This is a genomic window from Psychrobacter sp. D2 (assembly GCF_013608135.1).
Classification (GTDB): Bacteria; Pseudomonadota; Gammaproteobacteria; order Pseudomonadales; family Moraxellaceae; genus Psychrobacter; species Psychrobacter cryohalolentis.
In genome coordinates this window covers 22,146-36,436 of the sequence record NZ_JACDXZ010000004.1, presented here as the reverse complement: position 1 = coordinate 36,436, position 14,291 = coordinate 22,146, and the positions used below count along the sequence as shown (strand labels likewise).

Here is a 14,291-nt window from a genome sequence, read left to right as displayed (position 1 = left end):
AGAAAACTGTCTTTGCTAACATCTTTATAGTCACAAAAACAGTTTATTTGGGCTCTCCAACCAATTCATGGTAGAGAGCTTTATAAAAAAACCAGTATGCTTTAAATTAAGGAACGTTAACTTCGGCCCCTTCAGGGTTGATTCTTACTGCAAACATCATTGCAGCATAATTCTGTGGTGCTAAGCTGGTAACTGTTCCACCAACTTTATTAGTATCCAAAGCAGCAGAATATTTATTAGTGAGAGGTGTGGCAGTAGCATTAGCAATGTCGTCAAGTTTTATCTCAAAGCTTGGCGTCGTTGCTGTCGTCAAGACCATAGCTTTGTTTGCAAACTGCGATATAGCATCACTTATTACAGTATTTGTAAAAGTAAAACGACTATCTGCCGTTGAGAAATTATTAAAAGCAGAGATTTTATAAACGATGCAGTTACCAGGTTGGGCACTGATTGAGTTAGCGCTAAAGGTTAATATTGCATTTGCCTGACAACCTATATTCAACGCCTGCTGTTTATTGAGAACCAGACCTTTAACAGTGGTTTCATTTTTTACTGTGTTATTAGTTATAGTAGGTGCATCTGTACCACCTGGCACTACAGTGATGATGATATTCTCAGTAGTATTTAAAGCCGCATTAGTAGACTGAGTCTTATAGTTGATAGTGGCTGTTGAGCCAGGAGACATACCAGTCCAAGCGGGTGCACCAGGTCCAGGATTAGCATTAACTATATCGTAATCACCATTGGCATCACTTGTAATGGTGTAAGTGACTGAGTTGTTTGTGTTAGGATTTCCATCAGGGTCATAGACAAGCTCGACCGAACCTGCAACCACAATGACTTTATTATTGGCTTCAGGGGTAATTGTGAATTTGAGCTCACCTAGCTGGTCACCTTCAACTTCCTTACCAGTATTTGTAATGACAGCTGAATGAGTCACTAGCGTAGTACTAGAAGTGGTGGTTGGAATCTCTTTTTTAGTGGCTCCAGCAATACTAAAGGCGCGCTGATTAGCCGTTAATGGCGCAGCAGAGTCGCCACCAATAGCACTATTAGCAATGCCGTCAGTACGTTCGCTATCATGAGTTGTGGGATAATACAGTGCTGTATTTTGATTACTGTCTGTTGAATCTGTTGTGTCATACATGATGCCACTATCAGCGCCTAAATCAAGTTTAACTATGGCGTGATTCACAGTACCTTTGACAATAGCAGAGCTTTCATCGGCGTCTCTTTGCACATCAAATCTGATGGTTGCAGTGTCGCCTACTGGTAAATTGAGAAGAGTAACAGTAATGCTATCATTCGCTGAACCTGTACCAGCACCGCCTTTACCAGTATTGATACTTGCATTATTGCTGACACTAGCATTTGGTGAGTTTGCCAAGCGTAAACCTGCAGGCAGGTTGCTTATCACCGTAATACCTTGAGCATCAGTGCTATAGGGCGCTGTACCATCGTTCGTCACAGTAATAATATAGGTGACAACATCATTTGGATTATTTAGATCCAAAGTGCCATCGATACTACTATCGATTTTAAATACAGGCAATTTTGTTGTACTGTTATCAACATTAGTAAGCACAGCTTTACTAGGCTCAGCGGTCGCAATAAATGCACTTTCTGCTGTTAATGTCAAATTCTGTAACGCGCCACCAACGTTATTAGCTGTTTTAGCAGAAATGGTAATTTTGGCGTATTCACTCGGTTTTAGAGCGATGCTTGAGTTTTGAAGATTTGTACCTGCTACTGTTATAGATCTAATTTGTACATTATTAGCGTTATAGACTACATAGGTAACATTGGTATTAGTTAAATCATAATTTCCTACATTTTGAGGCGTAATACCGGGGATATTACCACCTTGGGATAATGCTAATTTATACGAGTCTTCTATGTTACCTGTGTTGGTTAATGTATGTTCGAAAAGAACCCGACCTTGAGGGGTCACTGCTAGATTTTTATTAAAGTCATCTGCCGTGTTGCCATCTGCATTGTCAGCGGTCAAGCTAAATGCAGCACTTTGAGTAATGTTTACCGTTACGGTGTTCGATATGACCGGTGTTTGCGCGACATTACCAATATTATAAGTAGCAGTAGCGACGTTATTAATGGTAGGTGCTGATCCTACTGAGGATTCAGCCGCGATAGCAGTGGCAGTTATACCCATTGCGCTCACAATACCAATGCTCAGAACTGAATACTTGAATAAATTAGGTTTCATATGGTAGATCTCCTAAGGGCTTTAAAAGTGGTTTAATTGATAATTGTGTTAAGTGAGACGGCAGCTGATTTCTGTGCGGGTAATAGCTTGATATTCCAACGCAGGGTACGGTATTCAGAAAACGGAATTTTGACCATCTTGCCATCGATTTTACGCATCAATGGCATGTCCATATAGTTCTTGCCATCGATGCTAGCTTGGGCACTGGCAGGGCTTGCCTCACCAGTGAATGTCATATTGGCAGGGATAGGCAAGATAACTGCTAAGTCTTGAATATCTTTATTGATGATATTGCTATAGGTGGCTTTATACTGAATAACAGTACCTGCTGGAGCAGTACGAACGGGCACATAGCTGGTTTTGCCCGCAGCGTTTTTAGTGACTTGATTGGCAGTTAAATCCATTTTTAAAGCGTCATCGGCATGAGCGGTACTTAACAATAATACCGATGTTAAACTGGCTAATAAGGCGGTGCGTAAAATATTAAAACCTTTCATATAATATTCCTTGTTTACACTATTGCTATTAATGAGACTTAAATGTCATCTTATATGATTCAAAAATCGTAATCAGTAATCTATAAAAGTTTAGGTAATGTCAGATTTTTTCTTAAGGGTATTGTCACAAAATAAATACATAATTTCACTATAAACAAGACAAACGGCATTTTAAGGCGACTAAACGGTAAAAGCCCTATCTTTTGAGATAGGGCTTTTGTTGAAAAATTTGATTTTCTAATGTTAGGGACGATACAAGATAAGTAATCACTATGGATTCGCTGTACTTCCATATTTGGTATTGAAGTAAAAATTGCGATTGGTTCTTGCATTGAGGGTAAGAGTTTTGGTTTTGACTTCACCGTTTGCTCCAATAGCGGGGTTTTCTGCAGCATTATAATCAGTCGTTGAGAGTGGAGGATTGGCAAGTACTGATGTGACTTGAGCACCGTTTACTCCTTTTTTCTGCAACACATCTCGCATCACAAAATCGCTGATCACGATATTTGCACGGTTGGTGGCGGTAATTCTATAAGCAATACATTGCTGTGGAGTAATATTGCCTAAAATAGAGTCCATGCTAAATCCAGTTCTTGGATCAGAAGTAGTCGGTACTGTAGTATAATTTAAAGTACTGGCATTACAGTCATTTACAAACTGGTATTTCTGTAATACCAAAGCAGCATTCGCAGCGATGACTCTACCGAAGTTATTATCTGGATAATGGTAAGTGGTATTTGCAAATGCAATCACTTTCTTATCACTATTGGTACGGATAGTATAGACATTAGCGGTATTATTATTTTTTTCTATTAGACAGAGATTGTTGGTATTGCCACTGATGGTAGTAATAGGAACATTTATCTTATATTGACCGATAGTAGGTGTGCTACCATCAACCAATTGTGAACCATAAACAGATCCATTTGTACAGTGAGTAAGCTCAACAGTACTACTAGCAATACCAGCTTCAGCGTTAGGCGTAGTGCTATCGAATATACCGTTAAAGTAATTAGCGTTATTAGCATAAGGACCTGTTGTAATATTGGCGTTAGTAGCATTAGCATCTGTGATACCACCATTATCGTTAAAAACAATACCTGAGAACGTATATTGTGGCGTGTAGCAGTAGCTATCTACTCGAAACTGAAACCTTTGACTTGTAGGAGTAGTTACATTATTAGTATTAGTGTAGCTAAAAGTGACCGATCTGATATCCTCGCTAAATAAGACAGATCCTTGACAATTTGTATCAAGAGCAGCAGTGCAGTTAAATGACGCATTTGTAGAAGAGGTCTGAAGCCCATTTGCCAGCTCAATGACACTGGATCCAGATAGTCTTTGAAAAGTCCCTTTAATCTTAGTGTTGTTTCGGGTTATGCCAGTGATGCTGACTAAATCATCCCAACCTGTCTTATTGCTGCCTATGCTTTTATCAATATCAAACGCGCTTATGGCAACATTATTTAAATAAAGAGAGTCACTATTCCCAGTGTTTTGAAAATCTAAAGTGATATCAGAACGAGATGTTAGATCTTTGAAATTTCTATTAATATCCATAGCCGGATTGGCGCTAGTTCCTGTGATCGTAGTATTATTACCAGAAGTATTAACGTTGATATCTTCAATAGTCATTTTGATTTTCAATGGAATAGACAAACTTGACGTACTTGTCATAGGCTGATAAGTATTTGTGTCAAAACTCTCTTTGAGCTTAGTGTAATTGCTGTTATCGAATATTCCCTTAGTTGAACTAGCTGGGCATGCTAGGTTAGCTCCAGGATTAGGTGCAAGTGCAAATGATGAATTGCTGATCGTAAGAAAAACCATCGCTGTCATCAACGCCAATATTCGATATAGATATGTACCAAATAATTGTGAAGCTATTGCATTTACGAAGCGCTGAGTCTGATACATATTGCTATCCCTATAAACTGATATTCACTAACAATCATTTATGTAAATACGCACGATAAACATAACCAAAAACCTGTGTATATTACGTAATTCATCATATTAAGCAATAATTTTGTAAATTTCCTAGAAAACGGATGAATGGCAGATTTAATATGACCAAATACATATATTTCTGCTAAATATTATATTTACCGCTCATTACAAGGTATCTCCCAACAAACCTCCCAAATATCTCAAAAAACATAATCACTATTTATTTTAAAAATACTTGTCATATTGGCATTTCTTTATCGCTATAAACAATACGTAAATAAACCCCTATAATAGAGCGTCAATATCATTTGATGATGAAAGTCGCATATCGGCTGTCGTTTACTTTTACTACGATGTCTGTTTGAACCCCATGCCAAGCTACAGTTGCTGATTATTAGCACTGGTCTGTAATAGCCAAGACATATAATGGAATGACGAGATGCAGCAAGGAAGGCATTAGGTAAATCGTTTGCTTACGAAAATATGTATAACTCTGTGATTTAATAATACCCTGCCACCGTGTAGGGATGACCGATAAAAAAGGATTAGAGAAGATGAATTATTACAAGGATGCTGATAGCAGCGAAACGCAGGAATGGCTGCAAGCTTTTGAGTCTGTGATTAAGCATGCCGATAAAGATCGTGCGCAGTTCTTATTAAAAGCCTTATATAATATGGGGGTGCAAGAAGGCCTACCATTTAACCGTTTAGATACGGCCTATATCAATACTATCGCCGTTGAAGATGAGCCGATGTACCCAGGTGACTTGACGATCGAGCGCAAGATTCGCGCCTTGATTCGCTACAATGCTTTGGCAATGGTGATGCGCGCCAATAAAAACGATGACGATTTGGGCGGTCACTTAGCATCATTTGCTTCTAGTGCGACGCTATATGAAACGGGTTTTAACCATTTCTTCCGTGCTGCCAGCGATCATTTCGGCGGCGATATGATTTATTATCAAGGTCACTCAGCGCCAGGTATGTATGCACGTTCTTATCTAGAAGGTCGCTTGACTGAAGATCAGTTGGATAATTTCCGCCGTGAAGTCGGTGGTAAAGGGTTATCAAGCTATCCACATCCATACTTAATGCCGGACTATTGGCAGTTCCCAACGGTTTCGATGGGCTTAGGTCCTATCATGTCAATCTACCATGCCCATGTACATCGCTATATGGAAAACCGCAAACTGCTAGAGTCAGAAGGTCGTAAGATTTGGGCGTTCTTAGGTGATGGTGAAACAGATGAGCCAGAAAGCTTAGGTGCTATCTCTCTTGCTGGTCGTGAAAAGCTGGATAACCTGATTTGGGTCGTTAACTGTAACCTGCAGCGCCTCGATGGTCCTGTTCGTGGTAATGGTAAAATTATTCAAGAACTTGAATCCGTATTCCGCGGTGCAGGCTGGCGAGTGATTAAAGTGGTTTGGGGCGGTAACTGGGACAGTCTGCTTGCTAATGATGATACCGGTGTCCTTAAACACCGTATGGAAGAGACAGTCGACGGTGAGTATCAGCTATATGAAGCGCGCGATGCTAAATTTACCCGTGAGCATTTCTTTAATAAGTATCCTGAATTAAAAGAGATGGCAGATGCCTTAACGGATGAAGATATTTCACGTCTGAACCGTGGTGGTCATGATCCGATGAAGGTTTATGCCGCGTTTAGTGAAGCCATGAAAACCAAAGGTCAGCCGACGGTTATTTTAGTGAAGACCGTCAAAGGCTATGGTCTATCCACCACCCAAGCGGTTAACAAATCGCATCAAGTCAAGAAGCTTGATCAAGAAGCATTGGTGTACTTCCGTGACCGTTTTGACTTACCATTTACTGATGAGCAGTTAGAGACGCTTCCGTTCTATCGTCCAGCTGAAGATTCAGCAGAGATGAAGTATCTAAAAGGTCGCCGCGAAGCCTTGGGTGGCCATTTGCCAAATCGCCGTAGTGGTCATATTCCTTTGAATATCCCTGATTTATCTATTTTTGATCGTGTTTTAAAAGGTAGTAACGGTAAAGAGCAATCAACCACCATGGTGTTTGTGCGTCTATTATCAGCAATGCTAAAGAACAAAGACATCCAAGACCGCGTCGTACCTATTGTACCTGATGAAGCGCGTACCTTTGGTTTAGAAGGTATGTTCCGTCAATTGGGTATTTATTCTGCCGTTGGGCAAAAGTATACGCCTGAAGACAGTGAAGCCTTGATGGGTTATAAAGAAGCCATCGATGGTCATATGTTAGAAGAAGGTATCAACGAAGCGGGTGCAATGAGTGCGTGGATTGCGCTGGCAACCAGTTATTCAGTGAATGCGCTACCGATGATTCCGATGTACATCTACTACTCTATGTTCGGTTTCCAGCGCATTGGTGACTTGGCTTGGGCCGCTGGTGATTGTCAAGCACAGGGTTTCTTATTGGGTGCAACGGCAGGTCGCACGACGTTAAATGGTGAAGGCTTGCAACATCAAGATGGTCATTCGCAAATTTTATTCAACGTTGTTCCTAACTGTGTGAGCTATGATCCGTGCTTTGGTTATGAGTTGGCAGTGATTATGCATGATGGTTTACGCCGCATGTATGCTGAAGGTGAGCGTATTTATTACTATCTCACCGTGATGAATGAGAACTATGAGCAACCTGCAATGCCAGAAGGCGTTGAAGAAGGCATCAAACGTGGTATGTATCTGCTAGAAGATAATGGTTCTGCGCAAGTTCAGTTATTAGGTTCTGGTGTTATTTTACGTGAAGTGCAAAAAGCGGCACGTATCTTAAAAGACGAGTTTAATATCACATCGAACGTCTGGAGCGTCACCAGCTTTAATGAGTTGACACGTGATGGTATGGCATGTGATGACTATAATCGTCTACATCCAATGGATGAAGAGCGCGTGCCATGGATTACTGAACAGCTTGCACCGCACGAAGGCGTGGTCGTTGCCGCAACGGATTATATGCGCAACTATTCAGAACAGATCCGTGCTTGGTTGCCAGATAGCCGTCCATATACCACTTTAGGTACTGATGGTTATGGTCGCTCCGATACCCGCGAAAATCTCCGTAGCTTCTTTAACGTTGATGCCGCCCATATTGTTGTCGCTACTCTAAAACGCTTGGCTGATGAAGGCGAAGTAGAAATGCGTTTGGTTAAAGATGCGATCTCTAGCTTGAATATCGATATCGATCATCCGCCTGCATGGCAGCAACAGTCATATTATGACTATTCTCCAGACGCTCCAGCACCTGGCAACATCAATCCGATTCCTGTACCTGAGTTTGTTGCTGAAGATGATGATGAAATCAGCAGTGAAGGTCGCGCCGAAGATCAAGCCGATGCAACCTTACTTAATAATGATGATGTCGAAGAAAAATAACCATAAGACAAGGAAATGAAACATGGACATTAAAGCCCCCGATTTGGGTGTCGATAGCGCCGAAGTCAGTGAAATTATGGTTGCAGTTGGTGATGTCATTGCAAAAGACGATAATATTATTTTACTTGAGTCAGACAAGGCTTCGGTCGAAGTACCAAGCTCTGCTGCTGGTAAAGTGACTAAAATCAGTGTTGCGATTGGTGATCAAGTCAGTGAAGGTATGGTGCTAATCGAGCTTGAAAGCGAGACTGACAGTCAAGATGAAAGTCAAAGCGTAGAAACACCTGCTGCTGACACTCAAGAGAAATCTCTTGATGCTGAGCAAGAAGAACCGCAAAAGGAAGAGCAGAGCGATAAGGTAGCCGTTGAGTCAAATACCGATCAACCTGTTGGGCAAGAAGCAACAGCGACCACGCATGCGCTCCCAGATTTAGGCGTCGATGAAGCGCAAGTATCTGAGATTATGGTCAGTGTTGGCGATATGGTCACTGCTGATCAGTCTATCTTGCTGATCGAGTCAGATAAAGCGTCGGTTGAAGTACCAGCGCCACAAGCCGGCAAAGTTGAGAAAATACTGATACAAGTAGGCGATATGGTTGCCAATGGGCAAGACTTTATAGTCATCATCGCTCAAAGCTCAGACAATGCTAATGCTACAAGTGAAGCCAAAGCACCAGTCGCTCAATCGCAAGATTCAAAACCAGCAGTGAGCGAGCAGAAGACTGATTCAAGTCAGGAAGCTGCTAAACAAGCCACGACTGAGCCTAAACAAGTTGCTAGTACTACTGCAAAAAGCAGTACAGGTAATAAGCTGACCGAAGCACAAGTCAATGAAAAAATGGTTGATGTCTATGCTGGTCCCGCCGTGCGTAAACTTGCCCGTCAGTTGGGTGTGGATATTAGTGAAGTAACAGGTTCAGCACTGAATGCACGTATCTTAAAAGAAGATTTATTTGCTCATGTGAAGCAAAGCTTGACGACAAAACAAGCTGCACCCGCTACTGGAGCCGGTGTATCTAGAGCCAGCTTACCAAGCTTACCTGATATGAGTAACGTTGAGATTTGGGGCGAAACAGAAACCCAAGACTTAACTCGCTTGCAAAAGGTGTCGATTCCACAGCTGAATTACAACACTTACTTGCCACAGGTGACGCAATTTGATTTGTCTGATATCACTGAGACAGAGCAGCTGCGTAGTGAGCTTAAAGGCAGTATGAAAGCTGAAGGTGTTGGACTGACAATTTTAGCCTTTATTGTCAAAGCAACGGCTTATGCATTGACCCAGCATCCACGTTTTAACAGTCATTTAAGTGACGACAATACCCAAGTCATCCTACGTAAAAGCGTAAATATGGGGATTGCAGTAGCAACAGATGATGGCTTAATCGTGCCAGTGATTAAAAATGCTCACGAAAAAGGTATCAAGCAAATTGCGATTGAAATCGGCGAATTGGCACTCAAAGCCCGTGATAAAAAGCTAAGTACTAAAGACTTGCAAGGCGCAAGCTTTACCATCTCAAGTCAAGGCATCTTAGGTGGTACTGCGTTTACGCCATTGGTAAACTGGCCACAAGTTGGTATTTTGGGGGCATCAGAAGCGACTATGCAACCGAAATGGAATGCTGCCAAGCAAACTTTTGAGCCGCGCTTGATGTTGCCATTGTCATTATCATATGATCATCGTGTGATTAATGGGGCTGATGCGGCAGTATTCACGCGTTATGTCGCAACATTGCTTGCTGACCCGCGCCGTATTTTGCTATAGGTTTTATTCTTATTTAAATTTTATATAAAAGAAAGACTATCTGCGGATGGTCTTTTTTATTACCTTAAGTAATTGTTTTAATTAATAATATTGTTATATTGGTTCAGTTTGGTAGCCGTTTTGGTAGCCAGTAGCTTTAATTTTTGATTATTTGTAGCCGCTAAAACATTAAGTTTTATTAAGTCGGTACTGTCTGTCAATGTAGTAGCTTGCCGTTGTGCTGGGCTGATTTTAATATAAGGTTCTTGGACTTGCCAGCGGTGGGCAATGTCAATGATTTGGGTGTTGGTCTTTATCAGGTCGTTGCGGGAATTCCCATAACGGAACAATATCAATGACTTAAAGGTCGGCTGGAATTCCGACCGACCTCCAAACCCTTTATTATAGGGATTACGCACCTCAAATGCGGAACGTTGTTTTATATTGGGTAGTGAGTGCTGCCAATAGGCAATATTAATATGAGGTTTTATGAGGTAGTAGCACGGCGCTTGTTTTGTTTGACGGCTCTATGCTGTTTTGATGGTGTTGTAAGGCTGTGCGTTAATACTGGCAAGGCGTGGGGCTGTTCTGTCTGCCATTCGTGTTTTGCGTTCTCGTATCATGTGGTATAACAAAAACCATTTCTAGATATACTTTTCTATACTTTTTTTGGCGGCATAAAACTGTTTTCAACCATAACAATTGATAACATGCTGCCAGTGCTTAAACTGATCTCACGATAAACGTTATTCTTGACGGCATCGAGTAGCTGCAACTGGTTGCAAGTGGCTGCACTCAATAAGCATAAGTGCTTGCACCTGCCTGCGGATCATTACGCCTTACTGATCTGTCTATAGTTATACGCCTAAGAAAACGTGCCTAAACTGCCTAAACTACTTGCAAGCCTTGCGCTATGGTTGTTTGGGTTATTAATATGCCTATCCTAAGCCGTCCTAAATAGCCTAAACAGTCCTAAATCAGTATGAATAAAGGCATTTTTTAGGCAGAAAAGGCACGTTTAGGCAATCGCCCTTAATAAATAAAACCCCCTAGCTGTAAAGGCTTGCAAGTAGTTTAGGCAAAAAAGGCACGTTTTTAGGTATATGTATTTACTGGTGCAACTTAGGATTAATATATATTACTTTCTTTTTCCCCTCGTCTGCTTGTTTGATATGTCCCATGCTTTCCAAGTTATCTAACTCGCTTTGCAATGCCTTGTTGTTTTTCCGCATTGGCTGAGGGGCTCCGTTATAAACGTAAGTACGATTTAACATCATTGGGTTTTTACCTTTAGCTTTATCCACTAGCCAGTTGCTTAACTTCTCACTGTCGTTCTGCTCACCTGTGGGCGTTGCATCAAGGTAGCGTAAGCGTTCGGCTGTGGAATACTCCACCAACATAAACGCCCGTTTAATATCATCAGTAGTGATCGTATTGCGTCCATCAAAGAACGCCATTAATGATGATATACGGCTGGCGTTTTCTGCCATACGTGAGGCATAGGCTTGTAAAAACTCGAACGCTTGCCCATTGGCTTGGCGGTTTTCTATGGCTTGCATACCCTTGTAAAATGCTTGCTCTGCTTGCTTATCTGCCCATTGCATTTTTACGCGCTGTGGTTCACCTGTAATGTCATTTGGTAGATTGGCTGGTAGTGGATCAAGTAAGCTTTGACAGCGTGACCAGTAGGCGATTAGATCAGGATTATCATATGGGCTGTCATTCCTGCGTTGTTCATCGTCCCATACTCTTTGACCGCGTAAGTCATTGGGGCAAGCAATAAGCGCCCTTGCTAAAAAGCCTTGCCCATTCATTAAGGGATTAGTTAAAGCCTGCTCTAATACTATGCGTTGCCCCATCAGCACAAGTGTCATTCTCACATCATAGGCATTAGTACGCGCCATAGCATGTGCTGATTTTTGCGAGCGAAAACGGAACACTTCACCATCACTATGTAATGTGGTCAATGATGATAACGCGCTGCCTGCAGTGTCACCTGTCATTGTATGACCATTAAAAAATTGCCCTGCTTCGTCTGTTGTCCACGATGCGTTATACATCTCTTTGTTAATAAACCTATCCAGTATTGGTTCAATAGTGGCATCTTTAAACATGGTTATAGGGTTTAAGGGCTTTGGGCTTGTATCAAGGAACGCTTGCACCTCTTTGCCCTTAAATACCGCTTTTTGTGCGTCCCATGCTGCTTGATCGCTTAGGTAGGCTTCATATTGCTGGCGCTCATATTCTTTAATTTTGAAATGGGTCAAACCCATTGCTTGTGATTTACCGCTACCGCTTTCACCTTCAATAATTATTATTAGGCTGGCTGGTTGTTGATTATGTCCCATCGGTGCATCAATAAATCTTTGCCCTATATGTGCCAATGCACCTAAAACGCATTGCCCTGCCATTGCATCGGGTACTTGTGCGTAATGCGCTACCGCCTTAACAACATTTTTTAATAAGCCTGTAAATGCTTCTATGGGGTATGGGGTGGGCTTGCTTGGATCATTGGCTAAGGGTTCGGGGTCTGCCCATTCAATATTTAAGGGCTGTGTCTTATCATCATATGGCGATATAAGCCCCATGTCATTTAATACGGCTGTAACGGCTTGCATGGCTTCATGTATACCTAACCCTGCATGGTCTGCTAACAAGCTAAGCCCATCGCCTGCTATCGGTTCGCCTGTGCCTTGCGAGCATATAAAGCTACCTGTACCTTTCTCATCATCAAACCTAAAGCGATCAGTACCGCCACAAATAGGGCATGAGTTATGATCTTTTGCATCACTGCTTACATGGTAGTCTAAATGCCCTAATATATCCTGCCAGCGCCCACGTGCTAGGCTTCTAACCTGTTCATGGCTAAGGCTTGGCAATTGGCTATCATCGAACAACTGCGTTAAAATAGGGCTGCTTAGCTTAGTTTTATTTGTGTTCTTACTTGTCAGCTTAGCGGTCGGCTGTGCTGGCAAGCTATTAATAAAATTCTCTATATCATCAATGCTATAACGCTGCCCTTCATGCACAATCTTAGTTAAAAACGGCTCACCCGTTAAGCCCTTTTTACTGCTCACCTTGCAATGATAAAAACCTGCCAAACGCATAACTCGTGGCAAGTCGTGAACGGCTTCGTCTGGTTCATCGCCTATCATCTTAAAATAACCGATTAACGTTTTTTGCCATTGGGTAAAGTTATCAAGCGGTATGCCGTCCGCTATCCAGTAAGCATGATGCTTGTCTGTCGATGACTCCACGATCAGGCTGGGCGGTAACGGCAAGTTTAAAAGCATATCAAGGCGTTTAGGGTCGGCGCTGTCAAAGTCCACATAAACAGACCTTACCGCCGTTATGTTTTTCTTAGTGCGTGCCTTGCCATCGGTTGCATTGATTGTGATAAACACACCAGCGCCACGCTCATTGAGTTGTACAAGCGTTTGGGTGTGTGTTGATAGTGCGCCGTGGTACTGCTTAATAATAGCCTTGCTACCTCTGTCAACGTTGTCATCGAACGTTTGAAAGGTTAAGCCCTCACCATTAGGCGCTAGCATATTAATCATAGTTTGGGCTTGTTCTAAATCATAAGTTAATGACATTACTTGCCCCCTTTAACTGTTGTTTTTCGAGCGTCTTTTTTCGCGGTTTGTGCAATATGGCTTGTCGCCTTCTTATCAAAACGTTCAAGCATTTTGTTTATACCGTCTGCTCCATCATCGGCGCTTATACCGTCCGCTATAATTGCATCGCCTTTAAATTCTCTTAATGCTGGCAAGGCGTGGCGTAACTCAGTGACTGCATTGAATATAGGGCGGTAAACTGGCTCTAATTCGTCCGCTTGATAGTGCTCACGCTCTAAGCGTTTAACATCAGTTGTGGCTTCATCTAATAGGCGTTTGATCGTGTCCACGTTCGCCATGATGCTATTGATTTGTTTTATCTGTGTCATGGCTTAAGCTCCTTTGCTTTCATCAATGAGCTTTTGTAGCTGTGCCTGCTTATCATCTAGCCAGCTTGATATGTGCTGCATGTTTTGTTCAAGGCTGTATGGGTCTAAGTCCTCTTCTAATAGCGCGGTCGTTATTCTTAATACCATACTTTCAGCGTTGCTCATTTCATCTTTGAGTGCTGTTAAGTCCTCTAAAGGTATCTTGATATATTGGCTAGTCATAACTTAAGCCCCCTGTGTTTCATTGGCTGTATGACTTTCAAGCCATGCTAAAAGCTCGCTATTCCTAAACATAGGAATACCATTTATATTGATCGGTTTTGGGAATTTGTTAGCTTTCCACCAGCGCCGTAAGGTTTGGTGGTGAACGCCTGCAATATCGGCGGTGGGCTGAATACGTGAATAGCCTTGAGGATTTAATGGTGCTGGTTGTTCGGTGGTGGTAGGCTGATTACTGGTAGGTATGCTAGACATTTCACTTACTCCTAGATAACGTCTGTTAAGGTGTAAGTGAATGGTATAGGTCTGTTTTACTTTGCGGTTTTAACTAAAAAAACCTCAT

The 14,291-nt window shown here is 41.9% G+C and carries 9 protein-coding genes; 2 read left to right on the top strand and 7 right to left on the bottom strand.

Annotated features, from left to right (window positions below; all coding sequences use genetic code 11):
* Nucleotides 1–106 precede the first annotated feature (106 nt).
* The 3 genes from H0262_RS06740 to H0262_RS06730 all read right to left on the bottom strand — a co-directional run bounded on the left by H0262_RS06740 (nucleotide 107) and on the right by H0262_RS06730 (nucleotide 4,638).
* Nucleotides 107–2,224 carry a hypothetical protein gene (locus H0262_RS06740; protein ID WP_181210184.1) on the bottom strand — a complete coding sequence of 706 codons (2,118 nt, stop codon included), beginning with the start codon at nucleotides 2,222–2,224 and terminating at the stop codon, nucleotides 107–109.
* Nucleotides 2,225–2,256: 32 nt separating this feature from the next.
* Entirely contained in the window at nucleotides 2,257–2,721 is a 465-nt protein-coding gene (locus H0262_RS06735; protein WP_181210183.1) for a hypothetical protein, read from the bottom strand.
* Between the two features lie 270 nt (nucleotides 2,722–2,991).
* A complete protein-coding gene (locus H0262_RS06730; RefSeq protein ID WP_181210182.1) occupies nucleotides 2,992–4,638 on the bottom strand; it encodes a hypothetical protein in 1,647 nt (548 codons plus the stop codon).
* A gap of 587 nt (nucleotides 4,639–5,225) precedes the next feature.
* Between H0262_RS06730 and aceE the strand changes: the two genes are divergently transcribed.
* Nucleotides 5,226–8,039, top strand: a complete 2,814-nt coding sequence (gene aceE / locus H0262_RS06725; RefSeq protein WP_020443257.1) for a pyruvate dehydrogenase (acetyl-transferring), homodimeric type — start codon at nucleotides 5,226–5,228, stop codon at nucleotides 8,037–8,039.
* A 22-nt stretch (nucleotides 8,040–8,061) separates the two neighbouring features.
* On the top strand, nucleotides 8,062–9,804 hold the full coding sequence (locus H0262_RS06720) for a 2-oxo acid dehydrogenase subunit E2 (protein WP_181210181.1): 1,743 nt from the start codon (nucleotides 8,062–8,064) through the stop codon (nucleotides 9,802–9,804).
* 1,088 nt (nucleotides 9,805–10,892) lie between these two features.
* Here H0262_RS06720 and H0262_RS06715 read toward each other — a convergent pair.
* The 4 genes from H0262_RS06715 to H0262_RS06700 are packed head-to-tail and all read right to left on the bottom strand — an operon-like array spanning nucleotide 10,893 to nucleotide 14,203.
* Nucleotides 10,893–13,379, bottom strand: a complete 2,487-nt coding sequence (locus tag H0262_RS06715) for a DUF3987 domain-containing protein (RefSeq protein ID WP_181210180.1) — start codon at nucleotides 13,377–13,379, stop codon at nucleotides 10,893–10,895.
* Entirely contained in the window at nucleotides 13,379–13,729 is a 351-nt protein-coding gene (locus H0262_RS06710) for a hypothetical protein (protein ID WP_181210179.1), read from the bottom strand. The genes H0262_RS06715 and H0262_RS06710 overlap by 1 nt, the downstream gene beginning before the upstream one ends.
* A gap of 3 nt (nucleotides 13,730–13,732) precedes the next feature.
* Nucleotides 13,733–13,951, bottom strand: coding sequence for a hypothetical protein (locus H0262_RS06705; protein WP_181210178.1), 219 nt, complete (start codon nucleotides 13,949–13,951; stop codon nucleotides 13,733–13,735).
* Between the two features lie 3 nt (nucleotides 13,952–13,954).
* On the bottom strand, nucleotides 13,955–14,203 hold the full coding sequence (locus H0262_RS06700; RefSeq protein ID WP_181210177.1) for an AlpA family transcriptional regulator: 249 nt from the start codon (nucleotides 14,201–14,203) through the stop codon (nucleotides 13,955–13,957).
* Between the last annotated feature and the right edge of the window lie 88 nt (nucleotides 14,204–14,291).